Source organism: Micromonospora sp. NPDC051227 (assembly GCF_044455385.1).
GTDB lineage: Bacteria > Actinomycetota > Actinomycetes > Mycobacteriales > Micromonosporaceae > Micromonospora.
Genome location: NZ_JBITET010000002.1, coordinates 119,352 through 144,537, shown reverse-complemented (window position 1 = coordinate 144,537; position 25,186 = coordinate 119,352). Strand labels below are relative to the sequence as shown.

Annotated in this window: 21 protein-coding genes; 11 read left to right on the top strand and 10 right to left on the bottom strand. The window is 72.0% G+C overall.

What is annotated here, in order from left to right:
* Positions 1-32 precede the first annotated feature (32 nt).
* Positions 33-1,793 carry a cytochrome c oxidase subunit I gene (gene ctaD, locus ACIA47_RS04840; RefSeq protein WP_396705556.1) on the top strand — a complete coding sequence of 587 codons (1,761 nt, stop codon included), beginning with the start codon at positions 33-35 and terminating at the stop codon, positions 1,791-1,793.
* 682 nt (positions 1,794-2,475) lie between these two features.
* Here the strand turns inward: ctaD and ACIA47_RS04835 are convergent.
* The 4 genes from ACIA47_RS04835 to ACIA47_RS04820 are packed head-to-tail and all read right to left on the bottom strand — an operon-like array spanning position 2,476 to position 8,375.
* Complete coding sequence (locus tag ACIA47_RS04835; RefSeq protein WP_396705554.1) at positions 2,476-3,723, bottom strand: MFS transporter; 1,248 nt, start codon at positions 3,721-3,723, stop codon at positions 2,476-2,478.
* Positions 3,724-3,763: 40 nt separating this feature from the next.
* Complete coding sequence (locus tag ACIA47_RS04830) at positions 3,764-4,345, bottom strand: isochorismatase family protein (RefSeq protein ID WP_396705551.1); 582 nt, start codon at positions 4,343-4,345, stop codon at positions 3,764-3,766.
* 48 nt (positions 4,346-4,393) lie between these two features.
* Entirely contained in the window at positions 4,394-5,680 is a 1,287-nt protein-coding gene (locus ACIA47_RS04825; RefSeq protein WP_203117875.1) for a nicotinate phosphoribosyltransferase, read from the bottom strand.
* A gap of 16 nt (positions 5,681-5,696) precedes the next feature.
* Positions 5,697-8,375: a LuxR C-terminal-related transcriptional regulator gene (locus ACIA47_RS04820; RefSeq protein WP_396705549.1), complete on the bottom strand. Its 2,679-nt coding sequence runs from the start codon at positions 8,373-8,375 to the stop codon at positions 5,697-5,699.
* A 193-nt stretch (positions 8,376-8,568) separates the two neighbouring features.
* Between ACIA47_RS04820 and ACIA47_RS04815 the strand changes: the two genes are divergently transcribed.
* The 9 genes from ACIA47_RS04815 to rdgB all read left to right on the top strand — a co-directional run bounded on the left by ACIA47_RS04815 (position 8,569) and on the right by rdgB (position 15,490).
* Positions 8,569-10,119, top strand: a complete 1,551-nt coding sequence (locus ACIA47_RS04815; RefSeq protein WP_396705547.1) for a hypothetical protein — start codon at positions 8,569-8,571, stop codon at positions 10,117-10,119.
* 148 nt (positions 10,120-10,267) lie between these two features.
* Positions 10,268-10,558 (top strand): ATP-dependent Clp protease adapter ClpS, encoded by a 291-nt coding sequence (clpS, locus tag ACIA47_RS04810; RefSeq protein WP_088946433.1) that lies wholly within the window; start codon positions 10,268-10,270, stop codon positions 10,556-10,558.
* The gene (locus ACIA47_RS04805) at positions 10,555-11,055 is read left to right on the top strand and encodes a DUF2017 domain-containing protein (RefSeq protein WP_396705545.1); all 501 of its coding nucleotides are present in this window, start codon (positions 10,555-10,557) and stop codon (positions 11,053-11,055) included. The genes clpS and ACIA47_RS04805 overlap by 4 nt, the downstream gene beginning before the upstream one ends.
* Positions 11,056-11,107: 52 nt before the next feature.
* Positions 11,108-11,596: a Mov34/MPN/PAD-1 family protein gene (locus tag ACIA47_RS04800; RefSeq protein ID WP_030487200.1), complete on the top strand. Its 489-nt coding sequence runs from the start codon at positions 11,108-11,110 to the stop codon at positions 11,594-11,596.
* A 65-nt stretch (positions 11,597-11,661) separates the two neighbouring features.
* Entirely contained in the window at positions 11,662-12,033 is a 372-nt protein-coding gene (locus ACIA47_RS04795; RefSeq protein WP_396705543.1) for a MoaD/ThiS family protein, read from the top strand.
* An 11-nt stretch (positions 12,034-12,044) separates the two neighbouring features.
* Complete coding sequence (locus ACIA47_RS04790; protein WP_203117889.1) at positions 12,045-13,010, top strand: pyridoxal-phosphate dependent enzyme; 966 nt, start codon at positions 12,045-12,047, stop codon at positions 13,008-13,010.
* Between the two features lie 223 nt (positions 13,011-13,233).
* Entirely contained in the window at positions 13,234-13,977 is a 744-nt protein-coding gene (locus tag ACIA47_RS04785) for an MBL fold metallo-hydrolase (RefSeq protein WP_030331266.1), read from the top strand.
* A gap of 120 nt (positions 13,978-14,097) precedes the next feature.
* On the top strand, positions 14,098-14,823 hold the full coding sequence (gene rph / locus ACIA47_RS04780) for a ribonuclease PH (protein ID WP_396705540.1): 726 nt from the start codon (positions 14,098-14,100) through the stop codon (positions 14,821-14,823).
* Positions 14,824-14,872: 49 nt separating this feature from the next.
* Positions 14,873-15,490, top strand: coding sequence for an RdgB/HAM1 family non-canonical purine NTP pyrophosphatase (gene rdgB / locus ACIA47_RS04775; protein ID WP_203117893.1), 618 nt, complete (start codon positions 14,873-14,875; stop codon positions 15,488-15,490).
* Positions 15,491-15,521: 31 nt separating this feature from the next.
* Here rdgB and hutH read toward each other — a convergent pair whose 3' ends face one another.
* From hutH to ACIA47_RS04745, 6 genes are read right to left on the bottom strand one after another with little or no spacing between them, the layout of a single operon-like run.
* Positions 15,522-17,060 (bottom strand): histidine ammonia-lyase, encoded by a 1,539-nt coding sequence (gene hutH, locus ACIA47_RS04770; protein WP_396705538.1) that lies wholly within the window; start codon positions 17,058-17,060, stop codon positions 15,522-15,524.
* Complete coding sequence (hutI, locus tag ACIA47_RS04765) at positions 17,057-18,244, bottom strand: imidazolonepropionase (protein ID WP_396705536.1); 1,188 nt, start codon at positions 18,242-18,244, stop codon at positions 17,057-17,059. Before hutI ends, hutH begins: the two co-directional genes overlap by 4 nt.
* On the bottom strand, positions 18,241-19,608 hold the full coding sequence (locus ACIA47_RS04760; RefSeq protein WP_396705534.1) for a formimidoylglutamate deiminase: 1,368 nt from the start codon (positions 19,606-19,608) through the stop codon (positions 18,241-18,243). Before ACIA47_RS04760 ends, hutI begins: the two co-directional genes overlap by 4 nt.
* On the bottom strand, positions 19,599-20,801 hold the full coding sequence (locus ACIA47_RS04755; RefSeq protein ID WP_396705532.1) for an allantoate amidohydrolase: 1,203 nt from the start codon (positions 20,799-20,801) through the stop codon (positions 19,599-19,601). The genes ACIA47_RS04760 and ACIA47_RS04755 overlap by 10 nt, the downstream gene beginning before the upstream one ends.
* Entirely contained in the window at positions 20,798-22,456 is a 1,659-nt protein-coding gene (hutU, locus tag ACIA47_RS04750) for a urocanate hydratase (RefSeq protein WP_203117899.1), read from the bottom strand. Before hutU ends, ACIA47_RS04755 begins: the two co-directional genes overlap by 4 nt.
* A 17-nt stretch (positions 22,457-22,473) precedes the next feature.
* Positions 22,474-23,325, bottom strand: a complete 852-nt coding sequence (locus ACIA47_RS04745; RefSeq protein WP_112582219.1) for a MurR/RpiR family transcriptional regulator — start codon at positions 23,323-23,325, stop codon at positions 22,474-22,476.
* Between the two features lie 131 nt (positions 23,326-23,456).
* On the opposite strand from ACIA47_RS04745, the gene ACIA47_RS04740 reads away from it, so the two are divergent.
* Positions 23,457-25,058 carry a hypothetical protein gene (locus ACIA47_RS04740; RefSeq protein ID WP_396705529.1) on the top strand — a complete coding sequence of 534 codons (1,602 nt, stop codon included), beginning with the start codon at positions 23,457-23,459 and terminating at the stop codon, positions 25,056-25,058.
* Positions 25,059-25,186: the final 128 nt, after the last annotated feature.

The following is a 25,186-nucleotide window of genomic DNA, read 5'->3' as shown; positions in this document are numbered from 1 at the left end:
CGAGCGGGACAACCGAGAACCGGAGGCCACTCGTGACCACCGTCGCACCCAAGCCGGTCGTGACCCGGCCCTGGCCGGTCCGGGAGCCGGTCAAGGGGTCGGCCATCGCGCGGCTGCTGCGAACCACGGACGCGAAGCAAATCGGGATCATGTACATGGTCACCGCGTTCGTGTTCTTCATGATCGGTGGCCTGATGGCCCTGGTCATGCGTGCTGAGCTGGCCCGACCCGGGCTGCAGTTCCTGTCGCCCGAGCAGTACAACCAGCTCTTCACGATGCACGGCACGATCATGTTGCTGTTTTTCGCGACGCCGATCGTGTTCGCGTTCGCGAACTACATCGTGCCGATTCAGATCGGCGCGCCTGACGTCTCCTTCCCCCGACTGAACAGCTTCGCCTACTGGCTGTACCTGTTCGGCGGGACGATGGCGACCGCCGGATTCATCACCCCGGGTGGCGCCGCTGACTTCGGCTGGTTCGCGTACGCGCCGCTGAGCAGTGTCGAGCACTCGCCGGGCGTCGGCGCCAACATGTGGATCATGGGTCTGGCCATCTCTGGCCTGGGCACCATCCTCGGCGCCGTGAACATGATCACTACGGTGCTGACCCTGCGCGCACCCGGCATGACCATGTTCCGGATGCCGATCTTCACGTGGAACATCCTGGTCACCAGCCTCCTGGTGATCCTGGTCTTCCCGCTGCTGGCCGCCGCGCTCTTCGCGCTCGCCGCGGACCGCATCCTCGGCGCGCACGTGTACGACCCGGCAACCGGTGGGCCGATGCTCTGGCAGCACCTGTTCTGGTTCTTCGGTCACCCCGAGGTGTACATCGTCGCGCTGCCGTTCTTCGGCATCATCAGCGAGATCATTCCGGTCTTCTCCCGCAAGCCGATCTTCGGCTACAAGGGTCTGGTCGCCGCCACCATCTCCATCGCGGCGCTCTCCATGAGCGTCTGGGCGCACCACATGTTCGCCACCGGCCAGGTGCTGCTGCCGTTCTTCAGCTTCCTGAGCTACCTGATCGCCGTGCCGACCGGTATGAAGTTCTTCAACTGGATCGGCACCATGTGGCGGGGCCAGATCAGCTTCGAGACGCCGATGCTCTGGTCGGTCGGCTTCCTGGTCACCTTCCTCTTCGGTGGTCTCACCGGTGTGCTGCTGGCCAGCCCGCCGATCGACTTCCACGTGTCGGACTCGTACTTCGTGGTGGCGCACTTCCACTACGTGCTCTTCGGCACCATCGTGTTCGCGGTCTTCGCGGGCATCTACTTCTGGTTCCCGAAGATGTTCGGCCGGATGCTCGACGAGCGCCTGGGCAAGGTGCACTTCTGGCTCACCATGATCGGGTTCCACACCACGTTCCTGGTGCAGCACTGGCTCGGCAACGAGGGCATGCCCCGTCGGTACGCCGACTACCTGCCCAGCGACGGCTTCACCACGCTGAACACGATCTCCACGATCGGCGCGTTCATCACCGGTATCTCCACGCTGCCGTTCATCTACAACTGCTGGAAGTCGTACAAGACCGGCCCGGTGGTCGAGGTCAACGACCCCTGGGGTCACGGCAACTCGCTGGAGTGGGCGACCAGCAGCCCGCCGCCGCTGCGCAACTTCGACCGGATGCCCCGGATCCGCTCCGAGCGGCCGGCGTTCGACGCGAAGTTCCCGGAGTTGGCGGCCGGTGGCCAGAGCCTGGCCGGCCCGCCGGAGGGTGGTGCCAAGCCGCTCACCAGCGAGTCGGACGGTGGAGCCAGCTACCGCGAGGACACCGCGAGCGACGCCGACCGGCACTGACGCTCAAGCTCAGCAGTACGACGGGCGCCGCCCCCGGGACACCGGGAGCGGCGCCCGTCGCCATGTCCAGCCCACTGTCACTCCCACCGCTCGCCCTCGTTGCGGCCGCTCCCCATCGCTTCCCCCAGGCCGCTCGGCGTCGACTCGGTCCGGCCTGGCGTCGGCCTGGCCTGGCCTGGCGTCGGCCTGGCCTGGCCTGGCGTCGGCCTGGCCTGGCCTGGGGTCGGCCTGGCTCGGCTCGGCTCGGCCCGGTGCTAGGCCCGGCCTGGCGTCGGTTTGGCCCGCCCGGCCCGGCGTGGCCCCAGGGCAGGCCATGTCCCTAGTGAGCGTGATGCCTGTGAGTCATTGTGATGACTCACAGGCATCACGCTCACTGGCGTGTATGCCTGCCGGCTGTTGGGCGGACACCGCGACGCGCAGTTGTCCCGGCACGCCTGGAACTGGCCGGGCCGATGTAGCTGCGTCAGACATGAACGCCTTGGCCGACATTGCCCCGCCCGGTTCGCTCCGGGCCGACACTGCGCGGCCCGGCCCGGCCGACACTGCGCGGCGCGGCCCGCAGTGCCCGGCCCGGCCGACACTGCGCGGCCCGGCCCGCAGTGCCCGGCCCGGCCCGCCGCCCGGGGCGCACACGGCGCAGATGGCCCTGTCCAGGCCAGGCCGCCGAATCTGGGCCCGGCCGTTAGTGGGCGGCGGAAGTGAGGTCGGCTTCGACGGGTGGCGGGATGGCCGTGGCGGCGATGCGACGGCGGCGCAGCTCGATCGGGAGCACCACCAGGGTGACCAGCGCGCCGAGCGCACCGGTCACCACGAAGCCCCAGAGTGGCGCGCTGGCGTCGATCACCGCGCCGGCGAGCGGCGCGCCGACCGCGATGCCGACGGTGACCGCGGAGCCGTGCAGACCCATCGCCTCACCGCGTACCTCGGCCGGAACCAGGCGGCTGACCGCGTCCGAGCCGGCCGCGATGGTCGGCGCGCAGAGCGCGCCGGCGGGGATCAGCGCCAGGCACAGCAGCCACCAGTGCGCACCGCCCAGCCCCACCGGAATGGTGCACAGGGCCAGTGCGGCGGTCAGCGCCAGCGGTGAGAACGAGCGGTGCACCGCCCCGTACGCGAAACCGCCGGCCAGCGAGGCGATCGCCCAGATGGCCAGGACCGCGCCGGTCCACCCGACCTCGCCGCTCGCCCGCAGGACGGCGACCACCGCCACGTCGGTGCCCCCGAGCACCAGGGTCGCGGCGGCGCTGAGCGCCAGGACGGCGAGCAGTCGGGGGGTCAGCCACTCCCGGCGCGGCACCCGGCGTTGTGGGCCGGTGGGCTCGGTGGCCTCCCGGATCGGTGGGTTGACCACCCACAGGGCGATCCCGGCGGCGACGATGCCGCCACCGACCAGATACATGGTGGTCTGCGCGGAGATCGCGGTGACCAGGGCCACCGCCAACGCCGGGCCGATCATGAAGGACAGCTCCACCGACATCGAATCCAGTGCGTAGGCCGGCCGGCGTTGGTCCTCGGGGACCAGCGCGGCGATCGACTGACGGACCACGGAGAAGATGGGCAGGGCCAGGGAACCGGCCACGAACGCGGCCGGCAGGAGCGCGGGATACGTCAGCGTCGGCGCGGTGGACCAGAAGATCGCCTCGGCGATGGCGGTGAGCACCAGGACCGGGCGCAGTCCACGCCGGTCCACGAGTCGGCCGAGCAGCGGCCCGCCGATCGCCGCGCCCACGGTGACCGCCGCACCCACCAGGCCGGCCGCCCCGTAGCCCCGATCAAGATCGAGCACCACGTGGAAGGTCAGCGTCACCCCGGTCGCGGTGAGCGGGATGCGGGCGAGGACGGCAACCACCAGCAGCGGCCGCAGGCCGGGCAGGGCGAGCGCCCGCCGGTAAGGCTTCATGTTCACGTGGGTCCGTACCTCCGGCGACATCCTCGACCGGCGGCGGCCCGTTGGCCAACCAATTAGCGCCTCATGCGGCCCTGATCACAGGCTGGCCGTGCATGATCACCCCGGCGCTCTCCATCGCGCGCAGGGCCACGTCGGTGGTCGCCGGGGCGACGGCGGCGGTCAACTCCAGCAGCACGGTGGTGGCGAAACCCTCCCGGGCGGCGTCCAGCGCGGTCGCCCGGACGCAGTGGTCCGTGGCGATGCCGACCACGTCGACCCGGTCCACGTCGCGCCGGCGCAGCCAGTCGGCCAGGCACTCGCCGTCGTCGGCATGCCCCTCGAAACCGGAGTACGCCGCCGCGTGCTCGCCCTTGTGGAAGATCGCCTCGACCCGGGCGGTGTCCAGTTCCGGGTGGAACTCCGAACCGCTGGTGCCGACCACGCAGTGTCGGGGCCAGGACTCCACGAAGTCCGGCGGATCGCCGAAGTGGGCACCCGGGTCGACGTGGTAGTCCTTGGTGGCGACCACGTGCGTCCACCGGTCCGGCTCGGCGGCGAGTAACCGGGAGATGCCGGCGGCCACCCCTGCGCCGCCGGCGACGGCCAGCGAGCCGCCCTCGCAGAAGTCGTTCTGCACGTCCACGATGATCAGCGCGTTGGCCATCGGGGTTTCCTCTCTCCGCACGGTCGGTCGGTGGCGCTCCGGGATGACTCAGCCAGCGGGTACGACGGTGACCGGCACTGCCGGATCGCCGGCCGAGAGCTTCAGCCCTTCCCACGGGATGGAGATCAGGCACTCCCGCAGGTGCTCCCGTGACTCGTCGAGGGTGGGCAGCGGCACCGACTCACCGGCGACCACGTACGACTGCTGGAGCAGACGGTCGTTGGGCTGCCGGTCGGGAACGCCCTGCGGGACGATGACCTCCTCGGTGGCGGTGCCGGTCGGCTTGTGCCGGCGGACCGCGACCTTCCGGCCGCCGATGGTGGCCTTGTGCTCGGAGCGCTTCACCACCGGCCGTCCCTCGACCTCGACCAGTTTGTAGACCAGCCCGGCGGTCGGTGCCCCGGAGCCGGTGACCACGGCCGTGCCCGCGCCGTACATGTCCACCGGTTCGGCGGCCAGCGCCGCGATCGCGTACTCGTCCAGGTCACCGGAAACGATGATCTTGGTTTCGGTGGCGCCCAGCGAGTCGAGCAACTCCCGGGACTGCTGAGCGATCACCGCGAGGTCGCCGGAGTCGATCCGTACCGCCCGCAGGTCCGGCCCGGCCACCGCGATGGCGTTGCGGATGCCCTGGCTGATGTCGTAGGTGTCGACCAGCAGCGTGGTGTCCTTGCCCAGCGTGGCGACCTGCGAGGCGAACGCCGCCCGCTCGTCGTCGTGCAGCAGGGTGAACGCGTGCGCCGCCGTGCCCGCCGTCGGGATGCCGTAGCGCGCGCCGGCGGCGAGGTTGGACGTGAACCGGAACCCGGCCAGGTACGCGGCCCGCGCCGCGGCAACCGCCGCCTCCTCGTGTGCCCGACGCGACCCCATCTCGATCAGCGTCCGGCCCCGCGCCGCGGTCACCATCCGGGCCGCTGCGGCGGCCACCGCGCAATCGTGGTTGAGCACGGACAGCGCCAGCGTCTCCAGCACCACACACTCGGCGAAGCCGCCGGAGACGGTGAGGATCGGTGAACCGGGGAAGAACAGCTCACCCTCGGCGTATCCGTCGATGTCGCCGGTGAAGCGGTAGTCGGTGAGCCACGCCGCCGCCGTCTCGTCGACCACCCCGGTCCGCAGCAGGAACTCGACCTCGGCGGGGTCGAACCGGAAGTCGCGGATCAGCTCGATCAGCCGGGCCGTCCCGGCGACCACGCCGTACCGGCGGCCGCTGGGCAGCCGGCGGCTGAACACCTCGAAGACACACCGGCGGTCGGCGGTGCCGTCCTTCAGTGCCGCGCTGACCATGGTCAGCTCGTAGTGGTCGGTCAGGAGCGCGGGGCGGTGGATGCTCACCGCCCCAGCCTAAGGTTCAGCTCGGGTCGCCGCCGTCGTGGCCCGGGATCGAGCGCAACGCCGCCCACAGCTCGGCCCGGCCGGTGACGCCGAGCTTGGCGTAGATCCGCTGGAGGTGGTTCTCCACCGTGCGCGCCGAGAGGTAGAGCCGTTCGGCGATGGCCCGGCTGGGAGCGCCGTGCGCGGCGAGGCGCGCCACCTGCCACTCCCGCTCGGTGAGCACGGGCGCGCCGGCCTGGAGCGCCGGCGTCCGGATCAGGTCACAGCGTCCGAGCAGACCGGCCAGGCGCTCCCGGGCGTCGTTGGCGGCAGCCGAGTGCTGCCGGCGCAGCCGCTGGACGGCCTGGGAGGTGGCCTCGGCGGCGTACACGGTCAACTCCAGGGCGGCATAGTCGTCGGCGACCGCGAGCAGATCGGTGGGGGAGTCGGTCACCGCGGCGCGGGCGTGCCGGGCCAGCAGCGGCGGGAGCACCCCGTCGACCCGCTCGGAGAGCTCGGCGAGGCGCTGCGCGACGGTGCGCCGACCTCCGTCGGAGCAGGTGGGGCCGACCGCCATGCCCGCCTGGTCGAGGCGGACGAGGTCGTGCAGGACATGTACCTCGTGCCCGGCGAAGCTGTCCGAGCGCAGCCGGTCCACCAGGTCGCCGAGGTGTTTGACAGCGCCCGGCAGGTCGCCCGAGGCGGCGAGCGACGCGCCCCGGGCCTGCTCCAGCCAGGGGTAGAGCACCGCCATACCTGGCGAGTGGGTGCGGTCGGCTTCGGCCATCGCCGAAACCGCCTGCGCGGCGTCACCGCGCAGCGCCGCCGCCTGGGCGCGTTCGGCCTGAGCCAGACCGGCGTAGACCCGACTCGTGGCCAGCACCGCGCAGGCACCCAGGGAGGTCCGCATGGCTGCGTCGCTCTGCCCGCGCAGCCGGGCCGCGTATGCCTGAAGGATGGCCAGGTAGCCGGTGCCGAGGCGGAAGTCGCCGGCTCCGGCGAGGTCGGCGAACTCGTCGGCCACGATCGCGTCGATCCCGGCCAGGTCGCCGGTGAGCATGAGCCGGGTGCCTCGGGCCAGCTCCAGGGCCAACTGGAGGTACGGCATGTCGGTGCGCCAGCTCGCCGCGGCCGAGTGCACCTGGGCGATCGCCGTACCGCTGCGGGTCAGCTCGCCCTGCGCGGCCTGGACGTAAGCGATGGTGGAACGGGCCAGTTCGCGGGCGGCGACGCCGGCCGCCGGCCGGTCCAGTACCCGTCGGCTGAGCTGCACCGCGGTGGTCGTGTCCAGTCGGTGCAGACGCATGATCGCCTCGAAGGCGTGCACCCGGGACCGGTCGGCGGAGTCGCTGAGCTGCTCGACCCGGCTCGCGATCTCCTCCACCGTGGACTCCCGGCTCAGCCCCCAGTAGCTGACCATGCCGCGTACGGTCAGCCAGCGGCAGAGCCGCCGCTCGTCGCCGGGCTCGGGGGTGACCGCGTCGAGGACGTCGATCGCCTCTTCGGGCCGGTCGGCGAACATCAGGATGGTGGCCAGCAGCTCCGCGGCGTCATAGCCGCCGTCGGCGTTGAGCGCGGCCCGCGCCAGACGGGTCGCCAGCGGCACGTCGTAGCGGGTGAACGCCTGCACCGCTGCGTCCAGCAGCAGAGCCGGATCCTGTGCGGTGCCCGAGTCGAGTCGCCAGACGGCCACCCGCAACAGGTCGTCGCGTCGGCGTTTGCCAACCTGCTCAAGCAGCTCGGCGAGGTGTGCCTGAAGTCGGCGGGTGCGGCTGACCGGGCAGCGACGGCGCATCACCTCGCCGTAGAGCGGGTGCGCCAGCCGGACGTTGGTGCGCCGGTCGTGCTGAATGACGGTGATCAGCCCGCGTTCCTCGGCGGTCTCCACGTCCGACTGCTCGGCGGCCTGCCTCAGGAGGTGCAGGCCCAGTGGTTCGCCGAACGCGACCAGCTCGACGACCGCGCGGACGCCGTCGGTGAGCTTGCCGACCCGGGTGTCGATGAGGTCGGTCAGGTTGGGCGCCAGTTCCAGTCGCCCGGTCCACTTCCAGATTCCGTACGTGCGCTTCAACTCGGCGCTGCCGTTGGCGGCGTGCACCAGCTCGCGCAGCAACAGCGGGTTGCCGGCCGACAGCCGGCCGAGCCGGTCGGCGGAGCCGGCGTCGACCGGGCCGCCCAGGATCGCCGCCAGCAGGTCGGTGGTCTCTTCCTGCGGCATCGGGGTCAGCTCGACGTGCTCGACCAGGTCGTCGGTCCAGAGTGCGCGGATCGGCAGTGGGATCTGCTCGCCGTCGCGCAGGGTGCCGACCACTGTGGCGTTCTCGGCGCGGGCGACCAGATGCACGAGTGCGGCCGAGGGGGGATCGAGCAGGTGGGCATCGTCGATGGCGAGCACGATCCGTCGGCCGGCCGCCTGCTGTTGCAGCACGTTGAGCGCCCAGCGCAGGATGCCGGCGGGGGAGAGGCCCTGGGGCTGCTCGGCGGGGAGGACCTGGACCAGCCCACCGAACGGCAGCGCCGCGGTGGTGGCGCTGGCGGCGATGGACCAGATCGCGAACCGGTCGGTGGGCAACGCGCCAACGCCCTCGCGCAGCAGCCGACTCTTGCCGATGCCAGCGCTGCCGCTGAAGAAGAGCCCGCGGCCGGCCTCACCGGTCACCGCCTCCAGCAGGCGGTTGAGCTCGCCCGTGCGGCCGACGAACTCCCATCGACTCATTCGCGCAGCATATCGACCGGAATCCGTCCGCGCCCGCACCGTCACAGTGCGAAGTTGAGTAATCGCACAATTACCGGTGAGTATTCGAGGTGTTCCGCCCGGTCGTCAGCCCGCCCGTAGTCTTCCGACATCCGGTTGACGCACCGGAATTTTCGCGACCGGACGTCCGGTCACCTGCAACGGGAGGCACCTGATGAAGCAGGGCCCTCTCCCCTCGGTCGATTCGCCGGACGACATGACCGGCCCAACCGACCTACCCACCTGCGGCCCTCTCCCCACTCGGGTCGGCGTGTCCCGCGCCGCCCCGGACGAGCCGCTCGGTGTGGTCGCCGTCGGCCCGGCCGGTGCCGAGCGGCGTGCCGTGCTCGCCACAGTGCTCGGGCTCGACCCGGTCATGCTCACAGTGCCGGCGGGCAGCTGGTTGGTGGTGCGCGACGCCAAGGTGCCCACCCGCGCGGCGTTCGTGCCCGGTTACCGCCAGCCGCACTCGTACGGCGCGGACCGGGACGCCGCCGGCCCGGCGTTGGCCCGCCCGCCCCGGCGGGTCGAGCTGAGCGTGCCCCAGCCGCTGCTGCGGCACTTCACCCTCGTCGACGTTCCGGACACCGCCACCCTCGGCGTGTCCGGCACCCGGGTGCTGCTCGACGCGGCGGGCCGAGCCGGCGCGCTGCTCTTCGTGATCGCCGCCGACCAGGCCTTCACCGCCGCCGAGTTGAACCTGCTCGCCGAAGTCGCCCCGACCTCGGTGGAGGTCGTCTTCGCGGTCACCCCCGGCGCGGCGGGGTGGGCTCCGCTGGCCGACGGCACGGCGACTACGGAGGGCGCGGGGGCGTCCGTCCCGCCGGTCGGGGGTGCGGAGACCGAGGTGGACGCGGTCGCGGTGACGGTGGAGGCGCATCGGGCGGCACTCCTGGCCGCGGTGCCGGCGCTGGCCGGCGCGCGGTGGTTCCCGGTCGACGGCGCCGACACCGCCGCCGACCTGCGGCGGGCGCTGGTGGGTTGGGCGTCGCGTGAGGGGTTGCAGCGGGCCAGCGTCGACCCACCGGTTCTGCCGGGCCAGCAGGGCCGCGTCGCCGTGGCCGCCGATCCGGGTGACTGGTCCGAGCGGCTCGACCGCCACGCCCGCTCGTGTGCTCAGCGGATCCGCCAGCATCTCGCCCTGGAGTTGGCGAACATCCACCTTCGGGCCGTTCAGGAGATCGTGTTCGGAGTCGGCTGTGCCGGCCTACCGGATCTCCTCGACCGGGAGATGGCGGCGTTGTCGTTGTTGGCCACCGCGCAGTGCGATCAGGCGGTGCGCGGCATCATGACCGACGTCGCGTCCCAGGTGCTCGGCGCGCCGCCGGCCGAAGGCGTGCGCCGCCGGATCGCCGCCGCTGTGCAGTACGGCCTGGCCGACCACCGGCCCGGCCAGGAATTGGACAAGGTGCTGTTGATCACCAGCACGGCCGGCGTGGCCGAGTTGACCGGCCTGGAGGCGATCGACGCCGCCGCCAGCTATCCGGTGGCGTCCCGGGACGAGGTGCTCCCGCCCATTGCGGTGGCGCTCTCCGGCGGGTGCTGGCAGCAGTGGCGTACGCCCGGCAACGGCGACCACAGCGCGGCGCGGGCCTGGTCCCAACGGGCGGTGCGCGAGGTCGAGTTGGGGTTGTCCAGGGAGATCTCCCGACGGTTCGAGGTGATCCGCCTCTCGCTGGGCGTGGTGCTCTCCGATGCAGTCGATCACGGCATACTGCTCGCCTGACGGCGCGCCCACCGGTTGGTCCGGGTCCGGGCCGGACCCCACCTCCGATGGCGTCCGGGGCGGGTCGGGAGGGCCCGGGGCGGGTGATCCGCGCCGGGCCGGCGTTCCGGTTCCTCGGTTCCGGGAAACCGGTGGCACGATGGGGGGCATGGCGGCTCCGCAGGTTGCACCGGTCGAGACGCCGGACACTGACGAGGTGCCGGCGTCCGACCGGCAGTGGGTGACGATCGTGTGGGACGACCCGGTCAATCTGATGACGTACGTGACCTGGGTCTTCCAGAAGCTTTTCGGCTACAGCCGGGAGAGGGCCGAACAGCTGATGCTGGACGTGCACCACAAGGGCCGTGCCGTGGTCTCCACCGGTGCCCGCGAACGGATGGAGCACGACGCGTCGCAACTGCACGCGTACGGGTTGTGGGCGACGGTGGACAGATCATGAGCATGTTCCATCGCCAGTCCGGTCACTACGTCGCCGTCTTCGCCGTCGACGAGGTGCGGGTGCTGCGTAAGGTCGCCTCCGAGGTGGTGGGTCTGCTCACCGATGGCTTCGACCACACCGACCCGGTGGTCGGTCGGCTCTTTCCGGCGGTCTACCCACAGGACGCTCCGGGCACCGCCGAGTTTCGCCGCTACACCGAGGGCGACCTGAAGACCGCGAAGATCGATCAGGCGGGGGCGATCCTGGCCGCGTTGCCGGACGACGCCGGTGGCGAGGTGCGGCTGGACGCCGAGGCCGCCGAGGCGTGGTTGCGGGCACTGAACGACGCCCGGCTCGCGATGGGCGTCCGCCTGGAGATCAAGGACGGCACGGATCTGGGCGAGGAGTTGGACGACGCGGTCGCCGAGGACCCGGGTTCCAGCCGGGTGTTCCAGCTTTCGGTCTACGCCTATCTCGGATATCTACAGGAGTCGCTGCTCAACGCCTTGATCGACTAGGGGTGACCGGCACCACTTCGGCCCGCGCCCGGCAGGCGTTAGGCTGGTGCACGTGCTGAGCATCGACCGGTCGATCATTGACGCGATCGTCGCCCACGCGCGCCGGGATCACCCTGACGAGGCGTGCGGCGTGGTCGCCGGTCCCGTCGGCAGCGACACCCCGACCCGGCACATCCCGATGGACAATGCCGCGCGGTCGATGACCTTCTACGAGTTCGACTCGATGGAGCACCTGCGCGTGTGGCGGGAGATGGACGACCGGGACGAGGAGCCCGTCGTCATCTACCACTCGCACACCGCGACCGAGGCGTACCCGTCGCGGACGGATGTCTCCTTCGCCGGTGAGCCGGGGGCGCACTACCTGCTCGTGTCGACCCGTGAGCCCGACTCGGAGGAGATCCGGTCGTTCCGGATCGTCGACGGCGTGGTCACCGAGGAGCCGGTCCGTGTCGTGGAGGCCGGTGTCGACCCGCACGCCGTCCAGTCCTACATGTTCGGGCAGAGCCCGGCGACGGTCGATTACGAGTGTTCCGGCCGCTGACCTGTCAGCGCCGCAGCCGTCTCGTCCCGTCACCGTAGGCACACCCGATCGAGGAGTTCCCCATCATGGCTATTGAGGTTCGCATCCCCACCATCCTGCGCAGCTACACCGGCGGCGCCAAGGTCGTCGACGGCACCGGCGACACGCTCGCCGACCTGCTCACCGACCTGGATTCCCGGCACGGCGGTCTGCGCGGCCGGCTGATCACCGACGCGGGCACGCTGCACCGCTTCGTCAACGTCTACGTGAACGACGAGGACGTCCGCTTCCTCGGCGCGCTCGACGCGAAGCTCTCCGACGGCGACAGCGTCACCATCCTGCCGGCGGTGGCGGGCGGTGCGTTCGGCTTCGCCGCGGCGGCGGCGATCAGCTCGCACAGCATTAGCTCGCAGCGTGCCGCCGCCGCGGTGGCCGGCGACGCCGTCGCGGCTCGCTGAGGTCGGCCGCCATGGCGCGGTACGACAGCCTGCTCGACGCCTGCGGGGGTACGCCGCTGGTCGGCCTGCCCCGACTCTCCCCGACGGTGCCCGACGGGGCCCCTCCGGTGCGGCTCTGGGCCAAGCTGGAGGACCGCAACCCCACCGGCAGCATCAAGGACCGCGCGGCGCTGTTCATGGTCCGGGCGGCGGAGGAGGCTGGCCGGCTCCGCACTGGTGACACCATCCTCGAACCGACGAGTGGCAACACCGGCATCTCGTTGGCCATGGTGGCGAAGCTGCGCGGCTACCGGCTGGTCTGCGTGATGCCGGAGAACGTCTCCACCGAGCGGGTGCAACTGCTCCGGATGTACGGGGCTGAGATCATCTTCTCGCCGGCGGCGGGTGGTTCCAACCAGGCGGTCGCCACGGCGAAGCAGATCGCCGTCGAGCACCCCGACTGGGTGATGCTCTACCAGTACGGCAACGAGGCGAACGCGCGGGCGCACTACGAGACGACCGGGCCGGAGCTGCTGCACGACCTGCCCAGCATCACGCACTTCGTGGCCGGGCTGGGCACCACCGGCACCCTGATGGGCACCGGGCGTTACCTGCGGGAAAAGGTCGAGGGCATTCAGATCGTGGCCGCCGAGCCGCGCTACGGCGAGTTGGTCTACGGCCTGCGCAACATCGACGAGGGGTACGTTCCGGAGCTCTACGACGCCTCGGTGCTCTCCCGGCGGTTCTCGGTCGGCACCCGGGACGCGGTGTTGCGTACCCGCCAGCTCGTGGAGGTGGAGGGCATCTTCGCCGGGTTCTCCACCGGTGCGATCCTGCACGCCGCGCTGGCGGTGGCGCACGAGGCGGTGCGCGATGGCCGGCGGGCCGATGTGGCCTTCGTGGTCTGCGACGGCGGGTGGAAGTACCTGTCCACCGGCGCGTACGGCGGCACCCTCGCCGATGCCGAGGACGCCCTGGAAGGGCAGCTCTGGGCCTGACCGATCTGGTCTGCCGACTACGGGCCGTCGACATTCGTCGACGGCCCGTGCGCTTCCCGACGTACCGCGAGCGGGTGTCACGTTCGTGACAACTTCCGTTGGATGATTCTTGCTGCCGGGTGCGCCAGCGTAGGCTGCGCAGCGTGGCGTACGCGTCGGTAGAGATCATGGCCGGGACCATCGCCGGCGCGGGTGCTACTGATAGTGACAGCGAGACCACTCGATGCGACTGACCGTTCTGGGAAGCGCCGGCAGTTTCCCTGGCCCCGAATCGCCCTGCTCGGCCTACCTCGTCGAGGCCGACGGCTTCCGGCTCCTGGTCGACTTCGGCTCGGGGTCGCTGTCCAGTCTCCAGCGGTACGCGGGGTTGCACGCCCCGGACGCCATCCTGCTGACCCACCTGCACTGTGACCACATGTTCGACGCCGTGCTGTACGTGGTGGTGCGGCGGTACGCCCCGGACGGCCCCTACCCGGCGCTGCCGGTGTACGCGCCAGCCGGCGCACCGGACCGGCTCAGCGCCGCGTACGGCGACGACGGTTCGGTGGAGGACGTGTACCAGTTCTACGCGCTCCAGCCGGGCACCTTCCCGATCGGCCCGTTCGCCGTCACCGTCGACCGGGTCAACCACCCCGTGGAGACGTACGGTGTGCGGCTGGAGCACGACGGCCGTTCGCTGTGCTACTCGTCGGACACCGCGCCCTGCGAGGCGCTGCTGCGGCTGGCCCAGAACGCCGACGTGTTCCTCTGCGAGGCCAGTTACCTCGACGGCATGGACAATCCGCCGGATCTGCACCTGACCGGTCGGGAGGCCGGCGAGGCGGCGACCAAGGCTGCGGTGGGTCGGCTGCTGCTCACCCACCTGGTGCCCGCCTGGGGCAGCGAGGCGCACACGTTGGAGTCGGCCGCTTCCGCGTACACCGGGCCGCTCGAGGTGGTCCGGCCCGGCGCCAGCTACGACGTCTGACGCTGCACGCGCGGTTCGCGAGGCCCGGCGGCGGTCGCCGGGTTCCTCGCTGTGCACGGCGCGGACGTTCTCCGGGGCACCCCGAGCGAGGTGGATCGCCGCACCGCATAGGGTGCAGGGATGGCGCGACCTGACGGGCGAGGGCCCTCTCAACTTCGACCGGTGACAGTGACCCGAGGCTGGAGCACCCATCCGGAGGGCTCGGTGCTCGTCGAGTTCGGCGGCACCCGGGTGCTCTGCACGGCGAGCGTCACCGAGGGGGTGCCCCGCTGGCGCAAGGGCTCCGGGCTCGGCTGGGTGACCGCCGAGTACGCGATGCTGCCCCGGGCCACCAACACCCGCTCGGACCGGGAGAGCGTCAAGGGTCGGGTCGGTGGCCGTACCCACGAGATCTCCCGGTTGATCGGCCGTAGTCTGCGGGCCAGCATCGACCTCAAGGCGCTCGGCGAGAACTCGATAGTGCTCGACTGCGACGTGCTCCAGGCCGACGGCGGCACCCGCACGGCAGCGATCACCGGCGCGTACGTCGCCCTGCACGACGCGGTGGGTTGGCTCGCCGCCCGCAAGGCGTTGGCCGGCAAGCCGGAGAAGGTGATGCACCGCTCGGTGGCCGCGGTCAGCGTGGGGATCATCGCCGGGGAGGCCCGGCTCGACCTCTGCTACGAGGAGGACGTCGCCGCCGAGGTGGACATGAACGTGGTGTGCACCGGCGCTGGCGACTTCGTCGAGGTGCAGGGCACCGGCGAGGCGGGCGTGTTCGCCCGCGACCAGCTCGACGCCCTGCTCGACCTGGCCGTCGCCGGCTGCGCCGAGTTGGCCGAAGCCCAGCGGAAGGCCCTCGCGTGAGCGCGAGGAAGCTTGCGAGCCCCGCAGTCGCGAACAAAGGTGTCTCAGCATGAACAAGGTCCTGCTCGCCACCCGTAACCGCAAGAAGCTGGTCGAGCTGCAGCGGATCCTGGACGGCGCGCTCGGCGCGCACCGGATCGCCCTGCTCGGGCTGGACGACATCGAGCAGTACGCGGAACTGCCGGAGACCGGCCTGACCTTCGGCGAGAACGCGCTGATCAAGGCGCGGGAGGGCTGCCGGCAGAGTGGGCTGCCGACCATCGCCGACGACTCCGGGCTCGCTGTCGACGCGCTCAACGGCATGCCGGGGGTGTTCAGCGCCCGCTGGTCCGGCCAGCACGGCGACGACCGGGCCAACCTTCAGCTGGTGCTGGACCAGATCGCCGACGTCCCGGACGAGCATCGGGCCGCCTCGTTCGTCTGCACCGTGGCGTTGGTGCTGCCCGGCGGCAAGGAACACCTCGTCGACGGCCGGCAGTCCGGGCGGGTGCTGCGCGCGCCGCGCGGCGACGGTGGGTTCGGCTACGACCCGGTCTTCCTGGGCGACGGACAGGACCGGACCAACGCCGAGCTGACCCCGGCGGAGAAGGACGCCATCAGTCACCGGGGCAAGGCGCTGCGCGAGCTGGCCAAACTGATCGCCAAGGTGCTGCCGCCCGCCGCCTGACCCGCGGCGGACGACAGCGACCCGCCGGAGATCAGCCCAGCGGGCCGACCTCCCGTTCGATGGCGGCGCGCAACTCCGGCCCGGCGACGACGGCGCGGGCCGCCTCCATCACCGGGGCTAGGAACACGTCCGGGCCGGGCTCGCCGGCTGCCGCACCGAGCGCGGCGACGGCCGCCCGGCCGGCCGGTGACGGCTTCAGCGGGGCGCGCAGTTGGAGGCCGCGTACGCCGGCCAGCAGCTCCACCGCGAGCAGGCTGGTCAGGTTGTCCAGCACGGTACGCAGCTTCTTGGCCGCCGCCCAGCCCATCGAGACGTGGTCCTCCTGCATCCCGCTGGTGGGCAGCGAGTCCACCGAGGCGGGGGCGGCCAGCCGACGGTTCTCGGCGACGATCCCGGCCGCCGTGTACTGGGCGATCATCAGCCCGGAGTTGACCCCGGCGTCGGGGGAGAGGAACGCCGGCAGCTCCCGGGAGCGGGTGACGTCGAGCAGCCGGTCGACCCGCCGTTCGGCGATCGCGCCCACCTCGGCGGCGGCGATGGCGAGGAAGTCCGCGGCGAAGCCGAGCGGTGCGCCGTGGAAGTTACCTGTCGACTCGACCCGGCCGTCCGGCAGCACCACCGGGTTGTCCACCACAGACACCAGCTCCCGGCCGGCGACAGTGCGGACGAAGTCCAGGGTGTCGCGGGCCGCGCCGGCCACCTGCGGCGCGCAGCGCATCGAGTACGCGTCCTGCACGGCGTGCGCCAGGTCGTCGCGGTGCGAGTCCATCACTCGGGAGTCCTGCAACAGGCGGTGGATGTTCGCCGCCGACGCCGCCTGACCGGGGTGCGGCCGGATCGCGTGCAGCTCGGGCAGGAACGGCCGCTCCGAGCCGAGCATCGCCTCGATGGCCAGCGCTGCCGTCACGTCGGCCATGGCGAACAGGTGCGCCGCGTCGTGGATGGCCAGCAGCAGCATGCCGAGCATGCCGTCGGTGCCGTTGATCAACGCCAGCCCCTCCTTGGCGGCCAGCTCGATCGGCTTGAGCCCGGCGGCGGTCAACGCGTCGGCCGCGTCCTGCCGCTCACCGGCCGGGCCGAGCACCCAACCCTCGCCGAGCAGCACCAGTGCGCAGTGCGCCAGCGGCGCCAGGTCACCGGAGGCGCCCAGCGAGCCGTGCTCCGGCACCCAGGGGGTGATGTCGTGGTTGAGCAGGTCGACCAGGGCCTCCGCGACCAGCGGCCGGACCCCGGATCGGCCCAGGGCGAGGGACCGGACCCGCAGCAGCATCATGGCCCGGACCACCTCGCGCGGCATCGGGGCGCCCACCCCGGCGGCGTGCGAGCGGATCAGCGCGTGTTGCAGCTCGGCCCGCCGCTCCGGGGCGATGAAGGTGTTGGCCAACGCGCCGAACCCGGTGGAGACCCCGTAGACAGGACGGCCCGACGACTCGATGTTGTCCACGATGGCCCGGCTGGTCGCCATCGCCTCGATGGTGGCCGGGGCGAGGACGACCGTGGCGGTGCCGCGGGCCACCGCTAGCACGTCGTCGGCGGTGATCCCGGTGGGCTGGATGGTCACGTTCGTCATTGTGGAACTCCGTTGCGTATTACCTGGCGGATCAGGGGGACACCGGGCCGGTAGGCCAGGTGCAGGTACGACGGCGCGTCGAGGACGACGAGGTCGGCCCGCGCGCCGGGGGTGAGGACACCGATGTCGTCGCGGCGCAGCGCCCGCGCGCCACCGGCGGTGGCGGCCCAGACCGCCTCCGCCGGGGTCATCCGCATCTCGCGGACCGCGAGGGCCACGCAGAACGGCATCGACGAGGTATACGACGAGCCCGGGTTGCAGTCCGTCGCCAGCGCCACTGTGACACCGGCGTCGAGCAGCCGGCGGGCGTCCGGGTACGGCGAGCGGGTGGAGAACTCCGCGCCGGGCAGCAGGGTCGCCACGGTGCGGGTGCCCGACCCGTCGCTGTGGGCCGTGTCGGCCAGCGCGGCCACGTCGGCGTCGCTCAGGTGGGTGCAGTGGTCGACGCTGGCCGCGTCCAGCTCCACGCCCAACTGCACCCCGGGGCCGGGGCCGAGCTGGTTGGCGTGCAGCCGTACGCCCAGCCCGGCGGCCCGGCCGCAGGCCAGGATGGCGCGGGCGTGGTCCACGTCGAAGGCGCCCCGCTCGCAGAACACGTCGATCCACTTCGCGTACGGAGCGGCGGCGGCCAGCATCGGCCCGCAGACCAACCCCACGTAGTCGTCGGGGCGGTCGGCGTACTCGGCGGGCACCACGTGCGCGCCCAGGAAGGTGGTCTCGGTGCTGGTCTCGGCGGCGATCCGTAGCGAGCGGGCCTCGTCGGCGACGGTCAGGCCGTACCCACTCTTGATCTCGATGGTCGTGGTGCCCTGGCGCAGCGCCTCCCCGCGCAGCCGGCGCACTGTGGCACGCAGCTCGTCGTCGGTGGCGGCCCGGGTCGCGCCGACAGTGGTCCGGATGCCGCCGCCGGTGTAGGGCTGACCGGCCATCCGGGCGGCGAACTCGGCGGCCCGATCCCCGGCGAAGACCAGGTGGGCGTGGCTGTCCACGAAACCGGGCAGCACGGCGGCTCCACCGGCGTCGACGTGATGGTCGGCGGCCGGCGCGTACGCGGACGGCCCGACCCAGACCACCCGGCCCTCCTCGACCAGCACGGCGGCGTTGCGGCGGATGCCGAGCGGGCCCTCGCCGGCACCGTTGGTGACCAGCTCGCCGATGTTGTCGACCAGCAGGCTGCGGCTCATGCGGGCGTCACCGCCTCGATCGCGGACGACAGTTCGACCGGCACGTCCACGGTCAGGTGTCGGCCCTCGGCCACCACCACCCGGCCGTCCACCACGACCTGCTCGACGTCCGCCGCGCCGGCGGCGAAGAACGCGCCCACCGGCGGCACCCCGGCGGTGCGGGCGCTGTCCAGGCGTACCGTCACCAGGTCGGCGCGGGCGCCCACCGCGATCCTCCCGGCGTCGGCCCAGCCCAGCGCGGCGTGCCCGGCGAAGCTGGCCGCGTTCAGCAGGTCGAGCGGCGCGAAGTGGCCGCGTCGGCGGGTACGCAGCCGCTCGTCCAGCTCGACCGCGCGGGCCTCCTCGAACAGGTCGATCACGGCGTGGCTGTCGCTGCCGAGGCTCAACCGGATGCCCGCGTCGGCCATCCGGCGGGCCGGGCCGATGCCGTCGGCGAGGTCCCGCTCGGTGGTCGGGCAGAGGCACACCCCGGTCCGGCTGTCGGCGAGCAGGGACAGGTCCGCGCTGGTGGGGTGGGTGGCGTGTACGGCGGTGGTGGCCGGCCCGAGCACGCCGTGCTCGGCGAGCAGCGCGGTGGGCGTACGCCCGTGCACGGCTCGGCAATCGTCGTTCTCGGCGGGCTGCTCGGAGAGGTGCACGTGCAGCGGTGCCTGACGGTCGCGGGCCCAGTCGGCGACCGTGCGCAACTGGTCGGCCGGAACGGCCCGCACCGAGTGCACCGCCGCGCCCACCCGGGCGTGCGGGTCCGTCGGCTGGAACGCCGCCGCCCGCTCGGCCCAGCGGCCCGCGTCACCGTCGCCGAAGCGGCGCTGTGGCCCGGCGAGGGGCCGGCCGTCCACGCCGGAGGTCAGGTAGCAGGTGTCCAGCACTGTAAGTCGGATCCCGGCGTGCGCGGCGGCCTCCACCAGCGCCGCGCCCATCGCGTTCGGGTCGTCGTACGCGCCACCGTCCGGCCGGTGGTGCAGGTAGTGGAACTCGCCCACGCAGGTGATCCCGGTGAGCGCCATCTCGGCGTAGACGGCCCGGGCCAGGGCGAGATAGGTGTCCGGGTCCAGCCGGTCCGCGACGGCGTACATCTGGTCCCGCCAGGTCCAGAAGTCGCCCCGCCCGCCGTGGGTACGCCCGCGCAGCGCCCGGTGGAAGGCGTGCGAGTGCGCGTTCGCGAGGCCGGGCAGGGTCAGGCCGGGCAGCGGCACCGCATCGGCGTACACCTCGACCCCGGCGGGTGGCCTGCTGCCGGGGGTCAGCGGCGTCAACGCCGTGATCCGGCCGCCTTCGACCTCGATCAGCACGTCGGGCGTGGGTTCGGCGTGCTCGGGCAGCCAGGCGTACTCGGCGAGCCAGCGGGTCGGTGTCACCGGCATGTCAGCTCCTCCAGCACCCGGGCCAGCGCCCGTACCCCGGCCGCGCAGTCGTCGTCGGTGGCGGCCTCGGCGGGAGAGTGCGAGACGCCGGTCGGGTTGCGCACGAAGAGCATCGCGGTGGGCAGGTACGCGGCGAGCACGCCGGCGTCGTGCCCCGCCCCGGTGGGCAGCACCGGAGCGTCGAGCAGCGTGGCCAGCCGGTTGGCCAGCCCGCCGTCGAAGGCGACCACCGGGGTGGCCGACTCCTCGGTGACGGTCACCGTCGTACCGTCGCGGCGGGCCCGCTCGGCGAGCTTGCCGCGTACCGCGTCGACAAGCCCGGTCAGCGTCTCCGGGTCGGCCGCACGGGCGTCCAGCCAGCCGGTCACCTTCGACGGGATCGCGTTGGTGGCGTTGGGTTCGACGGCGACCCGGCCCACTGTGGCGTGCGCGCCGCGCAGCCGAGCCTCCTTGTTGGCCGCCAGCACCGTGAACGCGTAGGTCAGCATCGGGTCGCGGCGGTCGGCCATCCGGGTGGTGCCCGCGTGGTTGCCCTCGCCGACGACGTCGAAGCGCCACCGGCCGTGCGGCCAGATCGCGCTGGCCACCGCGACCGGCGCGTCCGTGTCGACGAGCGCGCGGCCCTGTTCGACGTGCAGCTCCACGAAGGCGCCGAACCGGCCCAGCAACTCCGGGCGGGCGCCCGCCGGCCGGTCACCGAGCGCCTCGGCGAAGCTCACCCCGGCCGCGTCGCGCAGGCCGGCCGCGCGTTCGGTCGACAGCGCCCCGGTGAGCAGCCGCGACCCCAGACACGGTACGCCGAAGCGCGCTCCCTCCTCCTCGACGAAGGCACCCAGCACCAGCGGCCGGCCGGGGGTGACGCCCGCGGCGCGCAGCTCGTCCACGGCGAGGAACGCGCTCACGATGCCGAGCGGCCCGTCGTACGCCCCGCCGTGCGGTACGGAGTCGAAGTGGCTGCCGGTGAGCACCGCGTCGGACCCTTCCGGGTCACCCCAGTGGGCGAAGAGGTTGCCGTTGCCGTCCTCGGTGACCGGCATGGCACGGCGTTCGGCCTGCGCCCGGAACCAGGCGCGCAGCTCCCGCTCCGGCGCTGTCAACGCGTACCGCAGATAGCCGCCGCTGTCGGCGTCCCGCCCGACCGGCGCGATCTCGTCCCACAGGGCCCGGAACCGGGCGGAAAGGTCGTCGGTCACGCGGGTTCGCCCTCGGTCATCGGGACCCGGACCCCGGTGCGGTCGGCGACCTCGCGGGCGCTCTCGTAGCCGGCGTCGACGTGCCGGATGACGCCCATCGCCGGGTCGTTGGTGAGCACCCGTTCGATCTTCTGACCGGCGAGGGCGGTGCCGTCGGCCACGCACACCTGCCCGGCGTGGATCGACCGGCCGATGCCCACCCCGCCGCCGTGGTGAATGGACACCCAGGAAGCCCCGCTGGCCGTGTTGACCAGGGCGTTGAGCAGCGGCCAGTCGGCGATGGCGTCGGAGCCGTCGGCCATCCCCTCGGTCTCCCGGTACGGGCTCGCGACGCTGCCGGTGTCCAGGTGGTCCCGGCCGATCACCACCGGGGCGGAGAGTTCGCCGGAGGCGACCATGTCGTTGAACCGCACGCCCGCCCTGTCCCGTTCGCCCTGACCGAGCCAGCAGATCCGGGCCGGCAGGCCCTGGAAGGCGACCCGCTCACCGGCCAGCTTGATCCAGCGGGCCAACGACTCGTTCTCCGGGAACAGGTCGAGGATGGCCCGGTCGGTGGCCGCGATGTCGGCCGGGTCGCCGGAGAGCGCCGCCCACCGGAACGGACCCCTGCCCTCACAGAACAACGGCCGGATGTACGCGGGCACGAAGCCGGGGAAGTCGAAGGCGCGCTGGTAGCCGCCGAGCTGCGCCTCACCCCGGATCGAGTTGCCGTAGTCGAACACCTCGGCGCCGGCGTCGAGGAAGCCGACCATCGCCTCGACGTGCGTCGCCATCGATGCCCGGGCCCGGTCGGTGAACTCGGCCGGCTTCGCGGCGGCGTAGTCCCGGGCCTCGGCCAGCTCCACCCCCACGGGCAGGTACGCCAGGGGATCGTGCGCGCTGGTCTGGTCGGTCACGATGTCGATCTCGACGCCACGGCTGAGCAGCTCCGGGAAGACCTCGGCGGCGTTGCCGACCACGCCCACGCTCAGGGCCCGGCGCTCCCGCTTGGCGGCGCGGACCCGAGCGATCGCGTCGTCCAGGGAGTCGGCGACCTCATCCAGGTAGCGGTCGTGCACCCGACGGTCGAGCCGGGTGCGGTCCACGTCCACGATCAGGCAGACGCCGCCGTTCATGGTGACCGCGAGTGGCTGCGCGCCGCCCATTCCGCCGCAGCCGGCGGTCAGCGTCAGCGTACCGGCGAGGGTGCTGTCGAACCTTTTGGCGGCCACCGCAGCGAACGTCTCGTAGGTGCCCTGGAGGATGCCCTGGGTGCCGATGTAGATCCACGAACCGGCCGTCATCTGCCCGTACATGGTCAGGCCGAGCTGTTCGAGGCGGCGGAACTCCGGCCAGGTCGCCCAGTCGCCGACCAGATTCGAGTTGGCCAGCAGCACCCGGGGCGCCCACTCGTGGGTGCGCATCACACCGACCGGGCGGCCCGACTGCACCAGCATCGTCTCGTCCTCGCGCAGGTCGGTCAGCGTGCGGACCAACGCGTGGTACGACGGCCAGTCCCGCGCCGCCTTGCCGGTGCCGCCGTAGACCACCAGGTCGTCGGGGCGTTCGGCCACCTCGGGGTCGAGGTTGTTCATCAACATCCGCAGGGCGCCCTCCTGCTGCCACCCGCGGGTGGTGAGCTGGCTGCCCCGTGCGGCACGAATGGGTCGGGTCATCTCTGGTTCTCCTCCGGTCAACCGAGGAACAACTGTCGGCGGGCCGCGGAGGCTTCGAACGCCTCCAGTCGGCGCTGGGTGTCGGCCGGCGTGGCGTCGCAGATCGCCTGCAACAGCACCATGGCCAGGGTCATCGGGGCGGTGTGCAGGTCGAAGACGAGCTGCGCGCCGACCGCGGCGGCGAGCACCACGTCGGCGTGCTCGGTGGCCGGGCTGACCGGCGAGTCGGTGATCGCCACCACTGTCAACCCGGCGTGGCGGGCGTCGCGCAGCGCGTCCAGGGTTTCCCGGGGGTAGCGGGGCAGCACGAAGGCCAGAACGGCGGACGCCCCGGCCTCGGCCGCCTGCTCCAGGCGGTCGGTGAGCAGGCTGCCGCCGTCGTCGAGGACCCGTACGTCAGGGTGCACCTTCGCCGCGAAGTAGGCGAAGTACGCGGCCAGCGGCGCGGCGGCGCGCAGGCCGAGCACCGGCAGTGGGCGACTCTCGGCGAGCAACCGCCCGGTCTCGGCGATCCGGTCCCGGTCGGCGAGCTGACCGGCCAGTCGGTCCAGGTTGCCCATCTCCGCGCGTACCGCCTGCTGGAGTTCGTTGCCGGCGTCCGTCGATCCGCCCGGAGTCGAGCCGGTGAGGTCGCGCAGCCGGCGGCGCAGCGCCGGGTAGCCGTCATGGCCGAGCGCGACGGCGAACCGGGTGACCGACGGCTGGCTCACGCCGGCCAGTTCGGCGACCTCGGCGGCGGACAGGTACGCCACGCCGGGGGCGTGCTGCACCAGACAGTGCGCGATTCGGCGCTGGGTGGGCGTGAGCCGCACGCCTTGGAACAGGTCGAGCACCCGGTCAGCGGGTGCCGCGACAGCTCCTTCATTCATGAGCTGACTCTATGCATAGAAACTTTCATAGACAACCACCTCGGGTCACCCCTGCCCCCCGTTCAGCCGTCGGGACTCGTAACATGCGGGCGGCCAGCGTGATCAGGATCGCGTCATCGAGAAGGAGCGCCGTGGTCGCAGTCGAGGACGCCCCGCCCATTCGCGCCTCTCGTCCGGCACCTCCTCGACGCGTCCGGGCGGCGGTCGGGGAGACGGTGCCGGTCATCGCCCTGCTCGGCGCGTTCTTCGTCGTCAACGACATCCGGTCGTGGCTGACCGCCCAGTACTGGGGCGACGAGGCGTGGGTCGCGCTCTCGGTCCGCTTCCCCCTCACCGACCTGCCGGTGACGACCTCGTCGAGCCCGATCGGGTGGAGTTTCCTGCTCCGACTGGTCCCGGACATCGACGACCTCCGGGTCGTACCCCTGGGTTTCCAACTACTGAGCGTTGTCGCCGCCTACTTCTTCGGTCGTGCTGTTGGCCGGAACCGTGCTCAGGGCATCCTCATCGGCCTCGTGGCCGGGCTCGCCGTTCTGCTCCTGCCGGCCCAGCAGACCCGCCACGACCTGAAGCAGTACACAGCTGACGCTGCCGTGGCGGTCTGCCTGCTCGCCCTGGCCGCCTGGACCGAGCAGTCGTGGTCCCGATGGCGGCTTGCCGTCGTGGTAGCGGTGGTCTTCGTAGGGATGCTGGTGAGCCACACAACCGCGATCATCGCGCCCTGCGTGTTCGGTGGCCTGCTATTCGCCGCTGCGGTGCTCTCTCGACACCGGTCGAAGACTGTTCGAACAGCGGTCGCCGGCCTCGCTGCCGGAGGGCTTGCGGCTGCTGTCTACTTCGGTGTCTCCGTCCGCGCGGACAACGACGCCATGCACGGCTACTGGACCTCCTACTTCCCGACCCTCGCCTCGCTTCCCGGATACCTCGTAGCCCGGATCAGCAATCTGCTCCCCCTGCTGGGCGTCCCCGGATGGGTCCTCGCCTCGCTGCTGCTGCTCGGTGTGCTGACCCTGGTGCGTCAGGGCCGCCCTGGTACAGGCGTTGCCGTCCTGCTGGTACCGGTGGTGGCTGCCGGGCTGGGGCTCGCGCAGATCTACCCCCTTCTCGACCTTCGCACGTCGCACTTCCTGCTCGTGCTCACCGCGGTGGTCGCTGGCGTTGGCGTCGCGGGACTGGCTGACCTGGTCGCGATGGCGGTCCGTCGTAGTCGGCCGGTCGTTGTCTCCAGCGTGATCTGCGCGCTGCTGCTGTCCAGCTACGCGGTTGCCAATCAGCGGTGGTGGCGCTTCGATGGCGACGAAGCCGGCCTCTGGCGCAACCACAGCGCGGTGACGACCATCGGGTCCGCTACCCGCTACGTCGCCACCCACGCCGGCCCGAACGACATAGTGGTTGTCGCCGGACCGGCCTGGTTTGGATTCGCCCTCTACTCCGACGATCCACTCGAACTGGTCGCGCCCGTCGCCAGCACCGTGGGCTTCACTGTGGGCATGCCCAACCGACCGAACGTGGTGCTTCCTCAGGTCGACCCGGCCGGCGGCGCGCGGAGCATCCAGCGGGCCCTGGACGAGATCCTGGCGCAGGCATCGACGCGGCCACCGGGAACGCAGGTGTGGCTGGTACGGACCTATACCCATCCGAGCGAGCCGGACTGGCGCGCAGCGCTGGCCGCCTACCAGGTGCGCTCGGTCACCGCCGGGCCGGAACCGGTCGTCGTGATCAGCAGGAGGTGACGGCGGGAGCGAGCGCCCCTTCGGGGACCGCAGACCGGCATCGGCTCGCTAACAACCTGCACGACGGTTGATCTTTCCTTCCGTCGACCGGCGGGTGGCAAGTTGTGTGCCGCTCGGTACTATCCGCA

Bases quoted from the DNA above. Each gene is read 5' to 3' on its own strand.
- ACIA47_RS04835 (WP_396705554.1), bottom strand. From the start codon at position 3,723: ATGTCGCCGGAGGTACGGACCCACGTGAACATGAAGCCTTACCGGCGG.
- ACIA47_RS04830 (WP_396705551.1), bottom strand. From the start codon at position 4,345: ATGGCCAACGCGCTGATCATCGTGGACGTGCAGAACGACTTCTGCGAG.
- ACIA47_RS04820 (WP_396705549.1), bottom strand. From the start codon at position 8,375: ATGAGTCGATGGGAGTTCGTCGGCCGCACGGGCGAGCTCAACCGCCTG.
- ACIA47_RS04815 (WP_396705547.1), top strand. From the start codon at position 8,569: ATGAAGCAGGGCCCTCTCCCCTCGGTCGATTCGCCGGACGACATGACC.
- clpS (WP_088946433.1), top strand. From the start codon at position 10,268: ATGGCGGCTCCGCAGGTTGCACCGGTCGAGACGCCGGACACTGACGAG.
- ACIA47_RS04805 (WP_396705545.1), top strand. From the start codon at position 10,555: ATGAGCATGTTCCATCGCCAGTCCGGTCACTACGTCGCCGTCTTCGCC.
- ACIA47_RS04795 (WP_396705543.1), top strand. From the start codon at position 11,662: ATGGCTATTGAGGTTCGCATCCCCACCATCCTGCGCAGCTACACCGGC.
- ACIA47_RS04790 (WP_203117889.1), top strand. From the start codon at position 12,045: ATGGCGCGGTACGACAGCCTGCTCGACGCCTGCGGGGGTACGCCGCTG.
- ACIA47_RS04785 (WP_030331266.1), top strand. From the start codon at position 13,234: ATGCGACTGACCGTTCTGGGAAGCGCCGGCAGTTTCCCTGGCCCCGAA.
- rph (WP_396705540.1), top strand. From the start codon at position 14,098: ATGGCGCGACCTGACGGGCGAGGGCCCTCTCAACTTCGACCGGTGACA.
- rdgB (WP_203117893.1), top strand. From the start codon at position 14,873: ATGAACAAGGTCCTGCTCGCCACCCGTAACCGCAAGAAGCTGGTCGAG.
- hutH (WP_396705538.1), bottom strand. From the start codon at position 17,060: ATGACGAACGTGACCATCCAGCCCACCGGGATCACCGCCGACGACGTG.
- hutI (WP_396705536.1), bottom strand. From the start codon at position 18,244: ATGAGCCGCAGCCTGCTGGTCGACAACATCGGCGAGCTGGTCACCAAC.
- ACIA47_RS04760 (WP_396705534.1), bottom strand. From the start codon at position 19,608: ATGCCGGTGACACCGACCCGCTGGCTCGCCGAGTACGCCTGGCTGCCC.
- hutU (WP_203117899.1), bottom strand. From the start codon at position 22,456: ATGACCCGACCCATTCGTGCCGCACGGGGCAGCCAGCTCACCACCCGC.
- ACIA47_RS04745 (WP_112582219.1), bottom strand. From the start codon at position 23,325: ATGAATGAAGGAGCTGTCGCGGCACCCGCTGACCGGGTGCTCGACCTG.